Source organism: Pseudogemmobacter hezensis, from assembly GCF_013155295.1.
Lineage (GTDB): Bacteria > Pseudomonadota > Alphaproteobacteria > Rhodobacterales > Rhodobacteraceae > Pseudogemmobacter > Pseudogemmobacter hezensis.
The window spans coordinates 48,030-68,603 of sequence record NZ_JABJXT010000009.1 but is presented as its reverse complement, the minus strand read 5'-3'; the positions used below and the strand labels follow the sequence as shown (position 1 = coordinate 68,603).

Here is a 20,574-nt window from a genome sequence, read left to right as displayed (position 1 = left end):
CGGGCCCCGAGGCGAAGGGCTGATCTTTGCCCGCCTTCCCTCCTGGCTGAACCCAGGCTAAGAGCGATCTGCCGCAACGGCTGACCAAAGCGCAGCATCGCCTGACAGCTTTGACAAGCATCATCTGCGGCTCAGGGGGAAAGAAATGAGCGCCACGCCGATTGCGGCCAGCCAGTCGCAGGACAATCGCCGCGCGACGATCATGATGATCGCCTCGATGGCTGCTTTCGCGGTCGAGGATACCTTTCTGAAAGTCGCCGCCATTTCCATGCCGCCGGGCCAGGTTCTGGTGATCAACGGCCTTCTGGGCGGCGGGATTTTTGCGATCCTTGCGATGATGCGCGGCGAGAAGGTGTTCAGCCTGGATGCGCTGCGCGGCAAGGCGCTGGTGCGCAACCTGTCAGAGGGGGTGGCGGCCTTCACCTATCTTCTGGCGCTGGCGATTGTGCCGATGGCGATGGCCTCGGCGCTCTTGCAGGCCTCACCGCTGATGATCACCGCGGGGGCTGCGCTTTTCCTTGGTGAAACCGTCGGCTGGCGGCGCTGGATCTCTATCGTCACCGGCTTTGTGGGGGTGATGATCATCCTGAAGCCCTGGGAAAGCGGGATCGATATCGCGGGCCTCTCGATGGTTGGCTGTGTGATCGCGCTGTCGGTGCGCGATCTGGTGACGCGCCGCCTGCCGCCGCATCTGGGCACCATGAGCCTTTCGGCCTGGGGGGTGCTGGCCTCGGTGCCTGCGGGGCTGCTTTTGATGCTTTATCGCGGCGATGGGTTCGAGACCCCCGCCCCCGACAAGGCGCTGGTGCTGGGCTGCGCGGTCTTCGTCGGGCTGATCGGCTATTATCTGGTGGTCGAGGCGATGCGTATCGGCGAGGTCTCGGCGGTGGCACCATTCCGTTACACGCGGCTGGTATTTGCCTTCCTGCTGGCGATTGTTTTCCTCGGCGAAGAGCTCAGCCTGAATGTGCTGCTGGGCTCTGGCCTCGTGATCCTCTCCGGCCTTTATATGTTTGGCCGGGCCAGAAAGCGGGCAGAGAAACGCATGCCGACCCTTCCCCCAGGCCCAACCTGAGGCTAAACCAGTGGCGGGACAGGCCCATCCCGCAGGATTGAAACCGAAATCTGCAGATAAACCGCCAAACGGAGCCCCCAATGAGCACGATCATTGACATTCACGCCCGCGAAATCCTCGACAGCCGTGGCAACCCGACCGTAGAGGTCGATGTGGTGCTGGAAAGCGGCGCCATGGGCCGCGCGGCTGTGCCCTCGGGGGCCTCGACCGGCGCCCATGAGGCCAATGAGCGCCGCGATGGCGACAAATCGCGCTATTTCGGCAAGGGCGTGCTTGAGGCCGTGGCCGCCGTGAATGGCGAGATCGCCGAAGAGCTGGTCGGCTATGATGCGACCGAACAGCTGGGCATCGACCGCACCATGATCGAGATGGACGGAACGCCCAACAAATCGCGCCTGGGCGCCAATGCGATCCTCGGCGTGTCGCTGGCGGTGGCAAAGGCTGCGGCGGAATACACAACCCAGCCGCTTTACCGTTATATCGGTGGCACTTCGGCGCGGGTTCTGCCGGTTCCGATGATGAACATCATCAATGGCGGCGAACATGCCGACAACCCCATCGACATTCAGGAATTCATGATCATGCCGGTCGGCGCGGATGAAATGCGTGACGCGATCCGCATGGGCTCGGAAGTGTTCCACACGCTGAAGAAAGAGCTGTCGGCGGCCGGATATGGCACCAATGTCGGCGATGAGGGTGGCTTTGCGCCGAACCTTTCCTCCTCACGCGTGGCCTTGGATTTCATCCTGAAAGCGATTGAGAAAGCCGGCTATAAGCCCGGTGAGGATATCTACCTCGCCCTCGACTGCGCCTCGACCGAATATTTCAAGGGCGGCAAATATGAGATGAAGGGCGAAGGCCTGTCGCTGACCTCGGCCGAGAATGCCGAATACCTGGCAAAGCTGGCGGCAGACTATCCGATCATCTCGATCGAAGACGGCATGGCCGAGGACGACTGGGAGGGCTGGAAGCTTCTGACCGACAGCCTCGGCGCAAAGGTGCAACTGGTGGGCGACGATCTCTTCGTAACCAACCCGCGCCGCCTGGCCGATGGAATCAAAGCCGGGGTCGCAAACTCGATGCTGGTCAAAGTGAACCAGATCGGCACCCTGACCGAGACGCTGGAAGCTGTCGATCTGGCCCACCGTGCCCGCTACACCAATGTGATGTCGCACCGCTCGGGCGAGACCGAGGACAGCACGATTGCAGATCTGGCAGTGGCCACGAATTGCGGTCAGATCAAAACCGGGTCGCTGTCGCGCTCGGACCGGATGGCGAAATACAACCAGCTGATCCGCATTGAAGAAATGCTGGGCGCCACTGCCGAATACGCGGGCCGCTCGATCCTGAAAGGCTGAGGCCAGCCAGAGGCCCGGATTTTTCCAAAAATCCGGGCAAATTTCTTGCAAGAAATTTGCGGGCACCTTTGGTGCCCGTAACTTTTGTAAACCCGTATTTCGCGGATCAGGCCATCATCGCTTTGGCCAGCCGAAAAAGCCGCACGCGCTTCAAAAGCGGCTTTAACAGAACCGGGTTTCCGGACAGGGCTTCGGCTTTTGCCCGCACCCTCTCGACGACCTCCCCCATCTTTTGTGGCTGATGAGAATACAGCTCCCACAAAAAACCATCGGGATCACGCCTTGCAATCCCCTCAGCCGCAAGCACATGGCCCGGAAAATCGCGGGCATTGAAGGTTACAATCGCATCCGCATGTCCGGCAATCGCCGACGCCAGCACATGCAGATCGCCCTCATCGGGCAAGACCAGCCGCGCCTCAATCCCTGGCTGCGGCTGCACCCTGCCGCGTGGGAAGGCTGCGCGAAACAGCGCCGCCTCACCCTCTGCCACCGCCTGCACGCCTGCGCCCAGCTTGGCTGAACTATGGGTCCATTCGCCCAGGATCCGATCTGACCAGATCGGCTCGAACAGCCCCGCCTCGCCCGCGCCCTGCAAGATCTCACGCAGGACCGTCGGAAAGAGCACGCAGGCGTCAAGCAGAACCTTCATCAGCCGTCCAGCCGGAAAGCAAGCGCCTTCAGATAGCCCGATTCCGCCAGTTGCGGCATCACCGGATGATCCGCCCCGGCAAATCCGGTATAGATCAGCTGACCACGCCGCCCCCCGCGCCCGATACCGCGGGCGGAAGCATTGCGGAACGACGACAGATCCGCCGCATGCGAGCATGAGCACAGCACCAGATAACCGCCCGGCGCCACCAGTTGGGCCGCCAGACGGGCCACCCGCTCATAAGCGCGAAGCCCCGCTTCCAGTGCGGGTTTCGCCGGTGCAAAGGCGGGCGGGTCACAGATCACCAGATCAAACTGCGCCCCCTCAGTCCCCAATGCCTCAAGCACCTGGAAAGCATCGCCCTGACGGGTGGTGAAACGATCAGCAAAGCCAGAGGTTTTCGCCCCTTCGGCAGCCAGCGCCAAAGCCGGGGCCGAGCCGTCGACCGCCAGCGCCGATTGCGCACCACCTGCCAGCGCCGCCAGTGCAAAGCCGCCAACATGGGTAAAGACATCCAGCACCCGCGCCCCTTTGGCCAGGCGCGCGGTAAAGGCGTGATTGTCACGCTGATCATAGAAGAGGCCGGTTTTCTGCCCGCCGGTCAGATCCGCCATATAGGTCGCGCCATTCATCGGCACCGGCACCGGGGCCGCAGGGGCCGCGCCAAGGATCACGCCGCTTTCCTCGGAAAGCCCTTCCAGCCCCCGCGCCCGGCCCGAGCCGTTTTTGATCACGCTTGTGATCCCGGTCACCGCGACCAGGGCTGCAACCAGCTGGTCAAGATGCGCCTCGGCCCAGGCGGCATTGGGCTGCACAACCGCAACATCACCGAAACGGTCGATCACCACGCCTGGCAGGCCATCGGCCTCGGCATGGACCAGACGATAGAAAGGGGCCGCATAAAGGCGCGCCCGCAGGGCCTGGGCCCGCGAAAGCCGGGCCTCGAACCAGGCCTGATCAATCTCGGCCTCGGGGTCACGATCCAGTATCCGCGCCACGATCTTTGACGCAGGGTTCACCGTCACCAGCCCAAGCGCCCGCCGCTCTGCATCTTCCAGCACCGCCAGCGTGCCCGCCGCCAGCCCGGAGGAGCGGCGGTCCATCACCAGCTCATCTGCATAGACCCAGGGGAAGCCATGGCGGATCGCCCGCGCCTCGGCCTTGGGGCGCAGTCTGACAACGGGGCGTTTGTTTTGCTCTGAGGCGGGGGGGAGATCTGTATCTGTCATGCCCCCTCTCTTAATCCCCCAGCTTTCGCTGCGATAGGGTCCAGCGCAGTTTGCGCAAAAAATCCGCCGCTTTACTGGACCACAGGCCAGGTGATGCTAAACTGGGATGAGAATTTGACCATTCCCGCGCCTTTCCCTTGCGCCCAGGTCGGAAAACCGCTAATGTTAGCGCTAACAGTTCCAGCCGACCCCAAAGCGGTCGCCTCAGCCAGGACGTTGACAGAGCCATGACATCCAAGCATCCCGCCGCCTCTTTGCATCCCACGATCGCCAAAGTGACCGAGCGTATTCGCGCCCGCTCTGCCGCCACCCGCAGCGCCTATCTTACCCGCATGGCGGCGGCGGTGGCCAAGGGCCCGGTGCGCGCGCATCTCAGCTGCTCGAACCAGGCGCATGCCTATGCGGCGATGGGCAGTGACAAGGCCGATCTGAGTGCCGGGAAAAAGCCCAATATCGGCATCATCACCGCCTATAATGACATGCTTTCGGCGCATCAGCCCTATGAGACCTACCCCGCCCAGATCCGTGAGGCCGCGCGGCGCATTGGCGCCACGGCCCAGGTCGCGGGTGGTGTGCCTGCGATGTGCGACGGCGTCACCCAGGGCCAGCCCGGGATGGAGTTGTCGCTTTTCTCGCGTGACGTGATCGCGCTGGCGGCGGCGGTCTCGCTTAGCCACGACTGCTACGATTCCTCGCTCTGGCTGGGGGTCTGCGATAAGATCGTGCCGGGGCTGATCATGGCGGCGGCCACCTTTGGCCATATCCCGGCGATTTTCGTGCCCGCAGGCCCGATGTCCAGCGGTATCGCCAATGACGAAAAGGCCAAGGTCCGCGCCGCTTTCGCCGAGGGCAAGGCCACGCGCGAAGATCTTATGGCGGCTGAGATGGCAGCCTATCACGGGCCCGGAACCTGCACCTTTTACGGCACTGCCAATACCAATCAGATGCTGATGGAGGTGATGGGCCTGCATCTTCCTGGCGCAACCTTCGTCAACCCCGGCACCCCTCTGCGCGACGCGCTGACCGAGGCTGCGGTCGCCCGTGCCGCTGCGATCACCGCCCAGGGCAATGACTTCCGCCCCGTCGGCGAAATCCTGGACGAGCGTGCCTATGTGAACGGGATCGTCGGGCTTATGGCAACGGGTGGCTCGACCAATCTGATCCTGCATCTGCCCGCGATGGCGCGGGCCTCTGGCGTGATCCTGGATCTTGAGGATTTTGATGATCTCTCGGGCGTGGTGCCGCTGATGGCGCGGGTCTACCCGAATGGCCTGGCCGATGTGAACCATTTCCACGCCGCGGGCGGGCTGCAATTCCTGATCCGCGACCTGCTTGGCGCAGGGCTTTTGCATGAGGATGTCAAAACCGTCGCCGGTGATGGCCTGTCGCATTACACCCGCGAGCCCGAACTGCATGAGGGCCAGTTCCGTTACCGTGACGGCCCCGAGACCACGCTGAACGACCGCATCCTGCGCCCCGCCGCCGATCCTTTCGCGCAAACAGGCGGGCTGCGGCAGCTGTCGGGCAATCTGGGGCGGGCGGTAATCAAGATCTCTGCCGTCGCGCCAGAGCGTCATGTCGTCGAGGCCCCGGCCCGCATCTTCCACGATCAGGATTCGGTCAAAGCGGCCTTCAAACGCGGCGAGTTCACCTCTGACACCATCATCGTTTTGCGCTTCCAGGGGCCGCAGGCCAATGGCATGCCGGAACTGCACTCGCTGACCCCGGTGCTGAGCGTCCTGCAGGAACGCGGGCTGAAGGTGGCGCTGGTCACCGATGGCCGCATGTCAGGCGCCAGCGGCAAAGTGCCCGCCGCGATCCATGTCTCGCCCGAGGCGGCCTGTGGCGGCCCGCTGGCCCGGCTGCGTGACGGCGATCTCTTGCGCCTTGATGCGACATCGGGCAGCCTCAGCTGCCTTGCGCCCGATTTCGACACCCGCAGCCCGGTCAGCGCCGATCTTGCCGCCAATGGCTTTGGCACCGGGCGCGAGCTGTTCGAGATGTTCCGCCGCACCGTCGGCACCGCCGAACATGGGGCCGCAGTTGTTCTGTAAGCCGCCGTTTTGTAAATCTGGCGGGATGCACCGCCCCTTTTAAGCAAGTCCCGGCAATCGCCGGGTGGATGAGGAAATACCATGACCCCCGCAGAGCAATCCATCGCCTCTGAACAGATCTGCCGCCTGGCCCCGGTTGTCCCGGTGCTGATCGTCGAAGAGGTGGCCCAGGCCGCAGCGCTGGCAAAGGCGCTGGTTGCGGGCGGGCTGCCTGCGCTTGAGGTGACCCTGCGCACCAAAGCGGCGCTGGATGTGATCCGCGCCATGTCAGAGGTCGAGGGCGGCGTGGTCGGTGCAGGCACGCTTTTGACCCGCGCCGATGTGCGGGCGGCAAAGGCTGCCGGGGCGAAGTTTGGCGTCTCGCCGGGTGCCACACCCGCGCTGATCGAGGCCTGCGAGGATGAGGGGCTGGCGCTTTTGCCCGGTGCCTCTTCGGCCTCCGAGGCGATGGCGCTGCTGGAGCGCGGCTATACTGTGCAAAAATTCTTCCCGGCGGAACAGGCGGGGGGCGCTGCGTTTTTGCGGGCGCTGTCATCGCCCCTGCCGCAGATACGCTTTTGCCCGACGGGCGGGATCAGCACGAAAAACGCAGGCGATTACCTGAGCTTGCCGAATGTGCTTTGCGTCGGCGGCAGCTGGGTTGCCCCCAAAGAGGCGGTTCAGGCCGGAAACTGGGAAGAGGTCACCCGCCTCGCCCGCGCAGCAACAGCACTGGCGGCGGGCTGAGGCCTGGCGCGATCTGCCCGGTTTACGCTTACGTTTCTGGCCCGGCCCGGGCCAGAAACGCTTCAGGTCAGGCCAGGGTAAAATCTGGCCTGTTTCAGGATCAGGCTGAAGCCGGGGCCCGGCCCAGCCTGCCGCCGCGCCGCTTTGCCTCTGGCGCGGGCATCAGCCCTGCGATCAGCACCGCATTCATCGGATGATCCGGCGCGCCCGCCACATATTCTGCGATCAGCGTGCGCAGCGCGTCGGGCACTTTGCGGCTGTCACCAAGGCTCAGCGCCCAGTCGATAAAGATCGAGCGGCATTCGCCGTCGCTGATGCCCTCGATGCGATAGCTTTCCCGCACCAGCCCTTTCGGATCGGCCTCGCTCAGTTGCATCGCACGTCTCCCCATGGTGCCCGTCACCCGTTTTCTGTGACTGTAAACTGCCCTGCGCAAAGCCTGCCCGCAAGGTCCACCACCGACCCAAGCCTGGCCAGAAGCGTCTCTGTGTCGCTTTCCCCGGTCTCGCGCAGAAGGAACGCCCGCCCCCCCTCGCCCAGAGCCGCCGGATCGGGCGGGCCGTCCGACAACAGCCGCGCCGCGCAATGCAGCGACCACAGGAACCGCCAGCATTTCGCCAGCTCTTCCTGGTCAGATTTGGACAGAACCTCTTTCGCGCCAGCCAGCTGACGCTCGACCGGGCGGGCGGGATTGGCGGTGATCAGCGCCGCCATCTCGGCCACCAGTTCGATATCCATCAGACGGCCGGGGCCATTTTTGGTCTCCCATGGGCTTTTGGCGGGTTTGGCATCCTGCAGACGCTGACGCATCGCGGCGATATCCTCGCGCACCGCGGCGCCCTGCCCCTTCAGCGCGATCACCTCGCGCCGCGCCGCTTCGATCTGCGCGCCCAGGTCGGGGGCGCCCGCCAGCACACGGGCGCGGGTCAGGGCCAGATGCTCCCATGTCCAGGCCTCATTCATCTGATAGTCACGCCAGCCCTTCAGCGAGGTCGCAACCGGACCCTGCCGCCCCGAGGGGCGCAGCCGCACATCGACCTCATAAAGCCTCCCGCCTGCCGTCTGCGCCGAAAGTGCGGTCACCATCGCCTGGGTCAGCCGCGCGTAATAGGTGCGCACCGGCAGCGGACGGCGGCCCTCGGATTGCTCGGCCTCGCCGGCGTCATAGATCAGGATCAGATCAAGGTCAGAGCCCGCATTCAGCCGCCCCGCGCCCAGGCTGCCCATGCCCAGAAGCGCCGCGCCATTGCCCGGCAGCGGGCCGTGCTTGCCCGCGAATTCATCCGTAACCACCGGCCAAAGCGCGACCACAACGGCCTCGGCCAGATCGGCATATTGTTTGCCCGCCTCAAAACTGTCGATCAGCCCGCGCAGGTGATGCACGCCGATGCGGAAATGCCATTCCTTCATCCAGCGCCGCGCCTCATCGAGGCGGCGCTCATAATCGTGCAATTCACCCAGACGGCGCGAGAGGTCAGAGCCCAGCCCCCGCGCGCCCGGCCAGGCCTCAAAGAACGAGCCGCCGATCACCGCATCCAGCACCGAGGCATTGCGCGACAGATAAAGTGCCAGGCCAGGTGCGGTGCCCGCGATGTCGATGATCAGATCGACCAGCGAGGGATTGGCCTCGAACAGCGAGAAAAGCTGCACCCCGGCAGGCAGGCCCGCCAGAAAACCATCCAGCGCCACCAGCGCCTCATCGGGGTTGGCCGCGCCTGCAATGGATTTCAGGAACTGCGGCCGCAGGCGGCGGAAGATCTGCTGCGCACGATCTGAGCGCAGACAGGGGTAATTCGCCCAGGCCGCCACGATGTTTCTGGCGTGATCGGAAAGCTCTGGCCCCGCCTCGACACCTTCATCGGGGGCGAAAAAGCCCTCGGTCAGCTCATCGGTGCGGGTAAGCCGTGCCAGCAGGCCCGCGCGGAAATTCGCGTCGCTTTCGCCCATGAAAGCCGCGATCCGCGCGACGCCCTCGGGCGTGGGGGGCATGGTCTGGGTTTGCTGATCGCCGACCATCTGCAGACGGTGCTCGACCTCGCGGTGGCTGCGGTAAAGCGCGGTCAGCTCTGCCGCCACATCACCCGGGATCCAGCCTTTGGCCGAAAGCGCCGCAAGCCCGCCCACCGTGGTCGGATCGCGCAGATCCGGGTCACGCCCGCCCGCAATCAGCTGCCGCGTCTGGGTGAAGAACTCGATCTCGCGGATGCCGCCAAGACCCAGCTTCATATTGTGGTTTTCCACCGCCAGCGGGCCATTCAGCCCGCGATGCTCGCGGATCCTCAGCCGCATGTCATGGGCGTCCTGGATCGCCGCATAATCAAGGTGCTTGCGCCAGACGAAAGGGGTCAGCGATTTCAGGAACCGCGCCCCGGCCTCAAGATCGCCACCACAGGGGCGGGCCTTGATATAGGCGGCACGCTCCCAGGTGCGGCCCTCGGCCTCATAGTAGTTATAGGCGGCGGCCATCGACAGGCAGACCGGCATCACCGAGGCATCGGGGCGCAGGCGCAGATCGGTGCGAAAGACGTAACCCTCTGATGTCACATCGGAAAGGATCGAGGTCATCTTTTTGGTGACGCGGATGAAAGAGGCGCGCGCCTCGGCCCAGTCCTCGCCATAACGCTCCTGGTCGAAAAGGCAGATCAGGTCGATGTCTGAGGAATAGTTCAGCTCGCCCGCGCCCATTTTGCCCATGGCAAGCACGGTCATGCCGCCTGCGGTCTCGGCGTCATGGGGTTCGGCTCCGGGCAGTTTGCCGCGCCGGATTTCCTCGGCCACCAGCCATTTGACGCTGAGATCAACGGCGGTATCGGCCAGCGCCGTCAGCGCCCCGGTCACCTCTTCCAAAGACCAGACGCCCCCCAGATCGCACAGGCCCGCCAGCAGCGCCGCGCGGCGCTTGGCCTGGCGCAGCGCCGCGCCCAGCGTATCCAGCCCCGCCTCGCGCGGCTCTGACAGCAGTGAGGCCAGCGCCAGTTCCGGTGCCCCGGAAAGGGCGGCGCGGATCCAGTCTGCCTCACGTTCCATCAACCCGCGCAGATAGGGCGAGCATCCGGCGCTCTGCCCCATAAGATCGCGCAACTCCGGCGCGAGATCGCCAAATTCGGCCGCCACCTCAGCCCCGGCGGCGGGATCAAAAGCGATGGGCTGGCGGATGATGCGGGTGGCGAATGAAGCGTCTGACATGGGCGCAAAATGCGGGGTGGCGCGATGGTGGTCAATCACCCGTTTCGGGCTGGCGGTGACTTCGCGCCGATTGACGGCGCATTTGACGGCGCATTTTGCCGCAATTGTGCTGTTGTCGGATGGAATTGCCCTTGATAGGCTTCGCCGAAATGGGTGCCACAGGCGGCTGCGGCATACGCCTGCACGATGCCTTTGCAGATCCTGCCTGCCGCTATCACAACAGCCGACCACCAGAACGGACCACCACAGCGACCCAGACCCATCCCCGCCCGCCCGGGCAAATCCGAAACCGAAACCGATGCGCCACACCCTTCCCATCGCCCCGCAATTCTATGTGACTGCGCCCCAGCCCTGCCCCTATCTGGACGGCCGGATGGAGCGTAAGCTGTTCACAGCCCTGCAGGGCGAACATGCGCAGCGTCTGAATGATGCGCTGTCAAAGCAGGGGTTTCGCCGCAGCCAGAATGTGCTTTACCGCCCCTCTTGTGCGGAATGCTCGGCCTGCCTCTCGGCGCGGATCCGGGTGGCCGATTTCCAGCCCACCCGCACCCAAAGGCGGATCTGGAAGAAGAACGCCGATCTGACCCGCAATGCCACCAGCCCCTGGGCGACCGAGGATCAGTTCCAGCTGTTCCGCCGCTATCTTGACACCCGCCACGCCGATGGCGGCATGGCGGATATGGATATCTTTGAGTTCGCCGCGATGATCGAGGAAACGCCGATCCGCTCGCGGGTTATCGAATATACCCGCCCGGCCGCCACGGGCGAGACAGGCGGCGACTATGGCGAGCGCCTGACCGCCGTTTGCCTGACCGATGTTTTCGATGACGGGCTTTCGATGGTCTATTCCTTCTACGACCCCGATTTCGCGCATCGCTCGCTGGGCAGCCATATCATCCTCGACCATATCGAGATCGCCCGCGATGCCGGCCTGCCCTATGTCTATCTGGGCTATTGGGTGCCCGGCTCGCGCAAGATGGGCTATAAGGCGGGCTTTGACGCGCTGGAGATTTTCAAGGGCGGGCAATGGGTGCCGCTGGGTGATCCCGCCGATCACCGGGCCGAGTTGCACCCGCTGTCGGTTGATCCGATTGCCGAGCAGGTGGCGAAAATCAGCCTGCCAGAGGCCCGCGGCACCTGAGCCCGCTGGCTGGCGAAGGGCCGCCGAAGAAAAAGGTGATCCTGGCCCCTGCCAGAGATAACCTGCCAGGGCCATCCGCCGCCGGATTGCGCAAAACCGCCCCGGAATTTGCGATAATTCCAGCGTCACCCCGGATGATTGAAAGAAAATTACCAATTTTCTGACATCAGCGACAGATTCCATGCTGATTTGCGGTTGACGCCCCGAAAGCGCTTGCCTAATTTCCCCGCAGACCAGGCAGAACCGGGCCAGACGCCCGGAGAAACCTGCGGCAGGGCTTGCGACACGGGGTGCTGCTTTGCGGCACAGGAGAGAGACGGATGGACAGAATTCTTGTAGTCGTCGGGGATTGGCGCATGGGCCGGTAACGGTTGCCATAACAGATCCCCATGCGCCCCCGGATTGACCCTCGGGGGCTTTTTGTTTTGAACGGCCGGCCTGGTGTCGGTGAGAGGAATACGGTGAAGGCGATGACAGCAAAGGTGATGACCGGCGCGAAGATGGTGGTTCAGGCGCTGAAGGATCAGGGCGTCGAGGTGGTGTTCGGCTATCCCGGCGGCGCTGTCCTGCCGATCTATGACGCGATTTTCCAGCAAAACGACATCCGCCATATCCTGGTGCGCCACGAACAGGGCGCGGTGCATATGGCCGAGGGCTATGCGCGTTCCACCGGTAAGGTGGGCGTGGCGCTGGTGACCTCGGGCCCGGGCGCAACCAATGCGGTGACCGGCCTGACCGATGCCCTGCTGGACAGCATTCCGATCATCGTGCTTTCGGGCCAGGTGCCGACCTTCATGATCGGAACCGACGGCTTCCAGGAGGCTGACACCGTCGGCATCACCCGCCCCTGCACCAAGATGAACTGGCTGGTGAAAGAGACCGACAAGCTGTCGGATACCATTCACCAGGCCTTCCATGTGGCGAAATCGGGCCGTCCGGGCCCGGTGCTGGTTGATATCCCCAAGGATGTGCAATTCGCCACCGGCCCCTATACCGCGCCGGAAAAGGCCAGGGTCTCGCATTATCAGCCGCGCGTGAAGGGCGATATCGAGGCGATCACCCGCATGGTTGAGATGCTGGAAACCGCCGAGCGCCCGCTGTTCTATACCGGCGGCGGCGTGATCAACTCGGGCAAAGGCGCAAGCCAGTTGCTGCGCGAGTTTGTCGAGGCGACGGGCTTTCCGATCACTTCGACCCTGATGGGCCTGGGCGCCTATCCGGCCAGCGGCAAGGCCTGGCTGGGCATGCTGGGCATGCATGGTCTTTATGAGGCCAATCTGGCGATGCATGGCTGCGATCTGATGATCAATGTCGGTGCCCGTTTCGATGACCGGATCACGGGCCGGGTGGCGGATTTCTCGCCGAAATCGAAGAAGGTGCATATCGATATTGATCCCTCCTCGATCAACAAGGTGATCCGGGTCGATCTGCCGATCCTGGGCGATGTTGGCCATGTGCTGGAAGATGCGCTGAAGATCTGGAAGGCGCGCGGGCGCAAGGTCAACAAAGAGGGCCTGGCGAAATGGTGGGCGCAGATCAATGAATGGCGGGCGGTGAACTGCCTGTCCTACACGCCCTCGGCCAGCACGATCAAACCGCAATACGCATTGCAGCGGCTTGAGGCGCTGACGAAGGGGATGGACCGCTACATCACCACCGAGGTCGGCCAGCACCAGATGTGGGCCGCGCAATTCCTGGGCTTTGAAGAGCCGAACCGCTGGATGACCTCTGGCGGCCTTGGGACCATGGGCTACGGCATTCCGGCCTCGATCGGTGTGCAGGTCGCGCATCCGGACGCGCTGGTGATCAATGTGGCGGGTGAGGCCTCCTGGCTGATGAACATGCAGGAGATGGGCACCGCGATGCAGTTCCGCGCGCCGGTAAAGCAGTTCATCCTGAACAATGAGCGGCTTGGCATGGTGCGCCAGTGGCAGGAGCTGCTGCATGGCGAGCGCTATTCGCACAGCTGGTCGGAAAGCCTGCCCGATTTCGTGAAACTGGCCGAAGCATTCGGGTGCAAAGGGCTGAAGGTCTCGGATCCGAAGGATCTGGATGACGCGATCATGGAGATGATCCGCTATGAGGGGCCGGTGATCTTTGATTGCCTGGTTGAGAAGCATGAGAATTGTTTCCCGATGATCCCTTCGGGCAAGCCGCATAATGAGATGCTGCTTTCGGCGGATGCGGATGCGTTCAAGTCAGGCGCTGTGCTGGTGTGAGATCGTGCCAGGGGCTCTGCCCCCCAAGACCATTGGTTTCTCGAACCAATGGCGAAATCAATGGTCCCACCCCGGGATATTTAGAGACAGAAAATGAAAGGGCAGCAGATGTCTGCGCTTAAGATCAAAAAGGGCTCGACGAGCCATTCGGCCTATGACCTCCGCGACCATCACTCTGAGGTCGAGGAAAGCCATACGCTGGCAGTTATCGTCGAGAATGAGCCAGGCGTGCTGGCGCGGGTGATCGGGCTGTTTTCAGGACGCGGTTACAATATCGACAGCCTGACGGTGGCCGAGGTCGATCATACCGGGCACCGCTCGCGGATTACCATCGTGACGCGCGGGACGCCTGCGGTCATCGATCAGATAGAGGCTCAGCTGTCGCGGATGGTGCCTGTACATGCCGTCCATGACCTGACCGCCGAAGGGCCCAGCGTGCAGCGCGAGCTGGCGCTGTTCAAGGTGGTCGGCAAGGGAGATCAGCGGATCGAGGCGTTGCGCCTGTGTGAGATCTTCCGTGCCAAGGTCGTCGATACCAGCCTGGAAAGCTTTGTCTTTGAGCTGACCGGAACGCCCGACAAGATCGACGCATTTGCCGATCTGATGCGCCCGCTTGGGCTGGCAGAGATCGCCCGGACCGGGGTTGCCGCCCTTTCGCGCGGGCTCTGAGCGACACGCCCCACAATGGGCGCAACCGCGGGCGCGCGAAGCGCGCCCGCCCCCGCCATCGCCTTTTCTGTGGATCGCGAAGCGGTCCGTGGAAAAGGCGATGGCCGCTCTCCGCTTTCATTTACAAACTGCGTTCTGCACAATGATGCCCGTTGACCTTCGCCCGCCGCGCTGGCAAGGCGGGGCGCATGTTACGCATCTCTGACATCACCTATTCCGTCGAAGGCCGCCCGCTCTTTGAAGGCGCCTCTGCCACCATTCCGACCGGCCATAAGGTCGGTCTTGTCGGGCGCAATGGTGCCGGCAAGACCACGCTCTTTCGCCTGATCCGCGGCCAGCTGGCGCTGGAGGGCGGCGAGATCAGCCTGCCCGCCCGCGCCAAAATCGGTGGCGTTGCGCAAGAGGTGCCCTCCTCCGAGACCACGCTGCTTGACACAGTGCTTGCCGCCGATACCGAGCGGGCCGCTCTGATCGAGGAATCCGGCACTGCAACCGATCCCGCGCGCATTGCCGAGATCCAGGCCCGGCTGACCGATATCGACGCCTGGTCGGCCGAGGGGCGCGCCTCGGCGATCCTGCGCGGCCTGGGCTTTGATGCCGAGAAGCAGCTGATGCCCTGCTCGGCCTTTTCAGGCGGCTGGCGGATGCGCGTGGCGCTGGCGGGCGTATTGTTCGCCCAGCCCGACCTCTTGCTGCTCGACGAGCCGACCAACTATCTTGACCTCGAAGGCGCGCTCTGGCTGGAGGCCTACCTTCAGAAATACCCTCATACCGTGATCATCATCAGCCATGATCGCGGCCTTTTGAACCGCGCCGTCCAGGGCATCCTGCATCTCGACAACCGCAAACTGACCTATTGGCAGGGCGGCTATGACCAGTTCGCCCGCCAGATGGCCGAGCGCCGCGCCGTTCAGGCGGCCGAGGCGAAAAAGCAAGAGGCACGCCGCGCCCATCTGCAAAGCTTCGTCGACCGTTTCAAGGCCAAGGCCTCAAAGGCCACCCAGGCGCAAAGCCGGGTGAAGATGCTGGAAAAGATGACCACCATCACCGCGCCAGAGGATGCGGCGAAGACGGTTTTCACCTTCCCCGAGCCCGAAGAGCTTTCACCCCCCATTCTGACGCTGGATGGTGCGAGCGTCGGCTATGACGGGCCGCCGGTTCTGAAGAAACTGTCGCTCAGGATCGACCAGGATGACCGCATCGCGCTTTTGGGCCGCAATGGAGAGGGGAAATCAACCCTTTCCAAACTGCTTGCGGGCAAGCTGAAGGAAGCGGGCGGCACCGTCACACGTTCGTCAAAGCTGCGGATTGGCTATTTCGCCCAGCACCAGGTTGATGAGCTTTATATCGACGAGACGCCGCTGCAGCATATCCAGCGTCTGCGCCCGTCTGAGCATCAGGCGAAGCTGCGTGCGCGGCTGGCGGGCTTCGGCCTTGGCGCGGATCAGGCGGAAACCGCCGTTGGGCGGCTTTCAGGCGGCCAGAAGGCGCGGCTTTCGCTGCTGCTTGCCACCATCGACGCGCCGCATATGCTGATCCTCGACGAGCCGACCAACCACCTCGACATTGAAAGCCGCGAGGCGCTGGTCGAGGCGCTGACCGAATACTCCGGTGCGGTGATCCTGGTCAGCCACGACATGCATCTGCTCAGCCTGGTGGCCGACCGGCTCTGGCTGGTCAAAGGCGGCGCGGTCGAGCCCTATAATGGCGATCTCGAAGATTACCGCCGCCTGCTTTTGACCCCGGATGAGGCGCAAAAGCCTGCAAAAGCCGTTGAAAAGCCGAAGAAAGCCAGCCGCGAAGAGATCTCGGCGCTGAAGGCGGAACTCAGGAAATGCGAAGAGCGTGTCGCCAAGATCGAGGATATGCGCGCCAAACTGGCGGTAAAACTGGCCGATCCCGCGCTTTATGAGGATGACCGTAAGGGCGACCTGGGGGTCTGGAATCGCAAATACGCCGAGGTGATGGAGGCGCTTGACCGTGCCGAGGCGCTTTGGATGAAGGCCCAGGAGGCGCTGGAGAAAGCCAATCCATAACTGACGCACAGATGAACCCGGGTTGTTCGCCTGTGCACAGTTGTCCTGGGTTGAAATTCTTCTGATCAGGGCGTTTCTTTGCGGCAACGAAAACGCCGCTGCGGCGGCATCTGTTAAGGCTTCGGATAATGTCGAAAACGCTCGAACTTCTTGCCAAACGTCGCTCGCAATATGCGCTTGGCCGCAATGTCTCGCTCTCGAATGATGAGATCGAGGCGCTGATCAAAGAGGCGATCCGCCTCTCGCCTTCGTCCTTCAACTCGCAAAGCGCGCGGGCCGTGATCCTGTTCGGTGAGCGCAGCGAGAAAGCCTGGGCGCTGATCGCCGATGTGCTGCGCGCCTGCCTTCCCGCCGAGCAATTCGCCGGCACCGAGGCCAAGCTGAAAAGCTTTGCCGCAGGCGTTGGCACCGTTCTGTTCTATGAAGACCAGGACACCATCAAAGGCCTGCAGGAAAACTACCCGCTTTACGCTGAGGCCTTCCCCGGCTTCTCGCTGCATTCGGCAGGCATGGCGCAAATCGCCGTCTGGACCGCCCTGGCCGAAGAGGGCATCGGCGGCAGCCTGCAGCACTACAGCCCGATCGCCGACGAGCCCTTCGCCAAAGAGTTCAACATCCCCGCCAGCTGGAAACTGCAGGCGCAGCTTCCCTTTGGCTCGAATGAGGCTGGCTTCCAGGAGAAAAGCTTCATCGCCGATGAAGGCCGTTTTGTAACCCTGGGCAAGTAAGCCTGGCATAAGTCCCGCCTGGGCCCGGCGTTAGCTACGCCTGAGCATCGTGCTGTCGCCGGGCCAGATGATCACAGTCAGACAAATGGGAAGGCCAGCCGCCTTCCCCTTTTCGCATTTCAGGGCGAAAGCCCGGTTTTTACGATGATTTTCCTTGACCTGGCCCGCCTGCGGCGCTGACAGTCACATATGGACAGTGCATTTCTTATTACCGCCTTTGCCACGCTTTTCGTGGTGATCGACCCGCCAGGACTGGTGCCTTTGTTCATCGCCCTGACCCAGGGGATGGATACCGCCCGCCGCCGTGCAATGGCGCGGCGCGCCTGCCTGATCGCGGCCTTCCTCTTGCTGGTCTTTGGGCTGTTTGGCGAAAAGATCCTTGGCTTTATCGGCATCTCAATGCCCGCCTTCCGCATCGCAGGCGGCATTCTTCTGTTCCTGACCGCGCTGGATATGCTGTTTGAACGCCGCACCCAGCGGCGTGAGGGGCAGCTTCCCGACCCTGATCATGATCCTTCGGTCTTTCCGCTGGCCACACCGCTGATCGCGGGCCCCGGCGCGATTGCCACCATGATCCTTTTGATGGGCCAGGCGGGCGACGGGATCAGCGCCAAACTGGGGGTGATCCTTTTGCTGGGCGCAATCATGCTGGTCACCTTCCTGTTCCTGCTGGCCTCACCACCGATCGAGCGGCTTTTGGGCCGCACCGGAACCGTGGTGATCACCCGGTTGCTGGGGATGCTGCTGGCCGCGCTTTCTGTGCAATTCGTGATCGACGGGGTGCGCCAGACCGGCCTGATTGCGGGCTGAACACCCTTTCCCAATGCAGGGCTTTCGCCCATACTCCGGCCCATTGGCCGCGCCCCAAAGCAGCTGCGCCGCGCGCAATCGGAGAGAGTGATGGATTCAGAACTGTGGCCGCGCCTTGTTTATCTCAGCCTGTTGCTGGCGGCCCTTGGTGGCTGGATGATGGTTGAATATCGCGGCCGCATGGGTGTGGCGATGCGCAGTTTTGCGGCCTGGGGGCTGATTTTTGTCGGCCTCGCCGCCGGATATGGGCTGTGGCAGGACATCAACTCCGGCAGCCGCCCGCGCCAGATGGCCAGCGATGCGGGCGAGATGGTGCTGCGTCGCGCCGCTGATGGCCATTTCTACGCCGCCATCGACATCAATCAGACCGAGGTGTTTTTCATGGTCGATACCGGAGCGACCAATATGGTGCTGACCCAGAAAGACGCCGAACGGCTGGGCTTTCACCCTGATGAGCTGCGCTATTTCGGTGAGGCCTCTACCGCCAATGGCATCGTGCGCACCGCCCGCGTCGGGCTGGATCAGGTGAGCTTTGGGCCCTTCGACGATTACGGTGTCGATGCCTGGGTCAATGAGGGCGAGATGGACGGCTCGCTGCTGGGCATGGATTACCTGCGCCGCTTTTCGATCCGCATTGAGGGCGACCGGATGATCCTGACGCGCTGAGAAAGGCATAGCCGCGCCCGCCGGAAGGCCAGCCGTCTTAGCCCGCCGCGCCGCCGGTTGAGGTTTTCATCACCCAACGTCCGGTTTCATCCGACCAGTATTCCGCCACCAGACCTGCGGCCACCACCGCCCTCCACTCCTGGCGGGCTGCCTTCATCTGCTGATCATCGGCATCCTCAAACAGCAGCCAGACCCGCTCCATCCGGGCGGCCTCGTCCGGGTCGATCACCGCGCCAGGCAGCAGCATGACCGCCTTTGCCCCATTGACCGCCGCCCCCGCCCCCAAAAGCACGGGCTGCGTGCTGTCATGCGCGCCGCCCTCCAGGCCATGGGGCAGGAAGCTGACGCTCGGCTGCCAAAGCTGAAGATCCAGCTCCTGCAACAGCGGGCGCGAGGGGCTGCGCATCATGACCCGCCAGCCCTGGGCCAGCGCCTGGGTCAGGATGGGGCGCGCAGCCTCAACAAGGCTGCGGCCGGTCAGATGATAGAATTTGACAGCCCCCATCGGCCCCTCAGCCCTCGAACCGATCCTGGATCAGGCGGTTCAGCGCCCGCACCCCCCAGCCCGTCGCACCTTTGGGGCTGAAAGCGGTGCCCGATTTCGCCCAGGCCGTGCCCGCGATATCCAGGTGGATCCAGGGCATATCGGCCTTCACGAACCGCTGCAGGAACTGCGCCGCGGTGATCGAGCCCGCCTCGCGCCCACAGGAATTGCGCATATCGGCGACGCGGCTTTTCAGCATCGCATCATAGGCGTCGCCCAGAGGCAGACGCCAGGCGCCCTCGGCCTCGGCCTCGGCGGCTTTCAGGAAGGCGTTGCAAAGCGTGTCATCATTCGAGAACACGCCCGCATTCTCATTGCCAAGCGCGACAATCACCGCCCCCGTCAGCGTCGCCAGATCGATCATGCCACGCGGGCTGAAACGCTCCTGCGCATACCAAAGCACATCGGCCAGCACGAGACGGCCCTCGGCGTCAGTATTGATGACCTCGATCGTGTCGCCCTTCATGGACTTCACCACATCGCCGGGGCGCTGCGCACGGCCATCGGGCATATTCTCAACCAGGCCAACGATACCCACGACATTGGTTTTGGCCTTGCGCAGGGCCAGGGTGCGCATAACGCCCGCCACCGTGCCAGCGCCGCCCATATCCATCACCATATCTTCCATGCCGGCGGCAGGCTTCAGGCTGATACCGCCAGTGTCGAAACAGACGCCCTTGCCGATCAGCGCCAGCGGAGCCTCATCCTTCGCGCCGCCGCGCCATTGCATCACCACCACTTTCGAGGGGCTCTCGGACCCCTGCCCGACCCCCAGCAGCGCCCGCATGCCAAGCCGTTCAAGCTCTTCTTCCTCAAGGATCTCGACATCAAGACCCAGCTCCTGCATGGCGGCCAGCCGGGCGGCGAACTCGAATGTCGTCAGCACATTGGCGGGCTCATTGATCAGATCGCGGGTGAAGAACACCCCTTCCGCCAGGGCCGCCAGCGGGGCCGCACTGGCCGCGACCTCTTCGGGCTTCGTCACCCGGAACGCGACCGGGCCCCAGGGCTTTTTCTCGCCCGAGCGGTAGATCTCAAACTCATAGGCCCTGATCGCCAGACCAAAGGCGATCTCGGCGCTTTTCGGGTGCCCCTCGGCCAGGACGGTCAGCGGCTGGCTGCGATGCGCAGCACCGATCACCGCACCTGCCTTGCGGGCGGCCTGGGTATCGGTGCGTTTGGGCAGGCGCAGGATCTGCACCGCATCAGCGGCAAGGCCTGCGGGGAAAGCCAGCTCAAGCCCTTCGCCGGGCTTCAGCTTTGCAAAGGCGTCAGAGGCGACGGCCCGGCTGAAAGCGCCCTTCGCCGCCCGGTCCAGCTTGCGTGCAAGCGGCGACAAAGGGGCGGCTGCATCGGCAAAAATGGCGATCTGCCCGGTGAGAGCGGTCAGATCCGCCTCTTGCGCCTCTTCAAACCGGATCTGAACTGGTTGCGACATGGTTTTGTTTTCCTGTCAAAAAATCAACTCGGGCAGCAGCGGATCC

At 63.5% G+C, this 20,574-nt stretch carries 17 protein-coding genes; 11 read left to right on the top strand and 6 right to left on the bottom strand.

Annotated elements, in window-relative coordinates; all coding sequences use genetic code 11:
- The first annotated feature begins 145 nt into the window (after positions 1-145).
- Positions 146-1,075: a DMT family transporter gene (locus tag HOY34_RS11695; RefSeq protein ID WP_172363020.1), complete on the top strand. Its 930-nt coding sequence runs from the start codon at positions 146-148 to the stop codon at positions 1,073-1,075.
- 80 nt (positions 1,076-1,155) lie between these two features.
- A complete protein-coding gene (gene eno, locus HOY34_RS11690) occupies positions 1,156-2,433 on the top strand; it encodes a phosphopyruvate hydratase (RefSeq protein WP_172363018.1) in 1,278 nt (425 codons plus the stop codon).
- Between the two features lie 106 nt (positions 2,434-2,539).
- Here eno and HOY34_RS11685 read toward each other — a convergent pair whose 3' ends face one another.
- Both HOY34_RS11685 and HOY34_RS11680 read right to left on the bottom strand, forming a co-directional pair.
- Positions 2,540-3,082, bottom strand: coding sequence for an RSP_2648 family PIN domain-containing protein (locus HOY34_RS11685; RefSeq protein ID WP_172363016.1), 543 nt, complete (start codon positions 3,080-3,082; stop codon positions 2,540-2,542).
- Positions 3,082-4,311, bottom strand: coding sequence for an RSP_2647 family RNA methyltransferase (locus HOY34_RS11680; RefSeq protein ID WP_172363014.1), 1,230 nt, complete (start codon positions 4,309-4,311; stop codon positions 3,082-3,084). Before HOY34_RS11680 ends, HOY34_RS11685 begins: the two co-directional genes overlap by 1 nt.
- Positions 4,312-4,538: 227 nt before the next feature.
- Here HOY34_RS11680 and edd point away from each other — a divergent pair, with 227 nt between their 5' ends.
- Positions 4,539-6,365 (top strand): phosphogluconate dehydratase, encoded by a 1,827-nt coding sequence (gene edd / locus HOY34_RS11675; RefSeq protein WP_172363012.1) that lies wholly within the window; start codon positions 4,539-4,541, stop codon positions 6,363-6,365.
- Positions 6,366-6,446: 81 nt separating this feature from the next.
- Positions 6,447-7,091 carry a bifunctional 4-hydroxy-2-oxoglutarate aldolase/2-dehydro-3-deoxy-phosphogluconate aldolase gene (eda, locus tag HOY34_RS11670; protein WP_172363010.1) on the top strand — a complete coding sequence of 215 codons (645 nt, stop codon included), beginning with the start codon at positions 6,447-6,449 and terminating at the stop codon, positions 7,089-7,091.
- 100 nt (positions 7,092-7,191) lie between these two features.
- Here eda and HOY34_RS11665 read toward each other — a convergent pair whose 3' ends face one another.
- Together HOY34_RS11665 and HOY34_RS11660 are read right to left on the bottom strand one after the other, a co-directional pair.
- Positions 7,192-7,467 (bottom strand): hypothetical protein, encoded by a 276-nt coding sequence (locus HOY34_RS11665; protein ID WP_172363008.1) that lies wholly within the window; start codon positions 7,465-7,467, stop codon positions 7,192-7,194.
- Between the two features lie 23 nt (positions 7,468-7,490).
- Positions 7,491-10,277 (bottom strand): [protein-PII] uridylyltransferase family protein, encoded by a 2,787-nt coding sequence (locus HOY34_RS11660; RefSeq protein WP_172363006.1) that lies wholly within the window; start codon positions 10,275-10,277, stop codon positions 7,491-7,493.
- A 298-nt stretch (positions 10,278-10,575) separates the two neighbouring features.
- On the opposite strand from HOY34_RS11660, the gene HOY34_RS11655 reads away from it, so the two are divergent.
- From HOY34_RS11655 to HOY34_RS11625, 7 genes are all read left to right on the top strand, one after another.
- Positions 10,576-11,418: an arginyltransferase gene (locus HOY34_RS11655; RefSeq protein WP_172363004.1), complete on the top strand. Its 843-nt coding sequence runs from the start codon at positions 10,576-10,578 to the stop codon at positions 11,416-11,418.
- Positions 11,419-11,888: 470 nt separating this feature from the next.
- Entirely contained in the window at positions 11,889-13,637 is a 1,749-nt protein-coding gene (locus HOY34_RS11650) for an acetolactate synthase 3 large subunit (RefSeq protein WP_172363003.1), read from the top strand.
- A gap of 108 nt (positions 13,638-13,745) precedes the next feature.
- On the top strand, positions 13,746-14,306 hold the full coding sequence (gene ilvN, locus HOY34_RS11645; protein ID WP_172363001.1) for an acetolactate synthase small subunit: 561 nt from the start codon (positions 13,746-13,748) through the stop codon (positions 14,304-14,306).
- A gap of 188 nt (positions 14,307-14,494) precedes the next feature.
- Positions 14,495-16,342: an ABC-F family ATP-binding cassette domain-containing protein gene (locus HOY34_RS11640; protein WP_172362999.1), complete on the top strand. Its 1,848-nt coding sequence runs from the start codon at positions 14,495-14,497 to the stop codon at positions 16,340-16,342.
- A 128-nt stretch (positions 16,343-16,470) separates the two neighbouring features.
- The gene (locus HOY34_RS11635; RefSeq protein WP_216654725.1) at positions 16,471-17,070 is read left to right on the top strand and encodes a nitroreductase family protein; all 600 of its coding nucleotides are present in this window, start codon (positions 16,471-16,473) and stop codon (positions 17,068-17,070) included.
- A gap of 189 nt (positions 17,071-17,259) precedes the next feature.
- Positions 17,260-17,880 (top strand): MarC family protein, encoded by a 621-nt coding sequence (locus HOY34_RS11630; RefSeq protein ID WP_172362997.1) that lies wholly within the window; start codon positions 17,260-17,262, stop codon positions 17,878-17,880.
- 90 nt (positions 17,881-17,970) lie between these two features.
- The gene (locus HOY34_RS11625; protein ID WP_172362995.1) at positions 17,971-18,546 is read left to right on the top strand and encodes a retropepsin-like aspartic protease family protein; all 576 of its coding nucleotides are present in this window, start codon (positions 17,971-17,973) and stop codon (positions 18,544-18,546) included.
- Between the two features lie 37 nt (positions 18,547-18,583).
- Here HOY34_RS11625 and HOY34_RS11620 read toward each other — a convergent pair whose 3' ends face one another.
- Together HOY34_RS11620 and HOY34_RS11615 are read right to left on the bottom strand one after the other, a co-directional pair.
- On the bottom strand, positions 18,584-19,051 hold the full coding sequence (locus HOY34_RS11620; RefSeq protein ID WP_172362993.1) for a DNA polymerase III subunit chi: 468 nt from the start codon (positions 19,049-19,051) through the stop codon (positions 18,584-18,586).
- A gap of 7 nt (positions 19,052-19,058) precedes the next feature.
- Positions 19,059-20,528, bottom strand: a complete 1,470-nt coding sequence (locus HOY34_RS11615; protein WP_172362991.1) for a leucyl aminopeptidase — start codon at positions 20,526-20,528, stop codon at positions 19,059-19,061.
- Positions 20,529-20,574 lie beyond the last annotated feature (46 nt).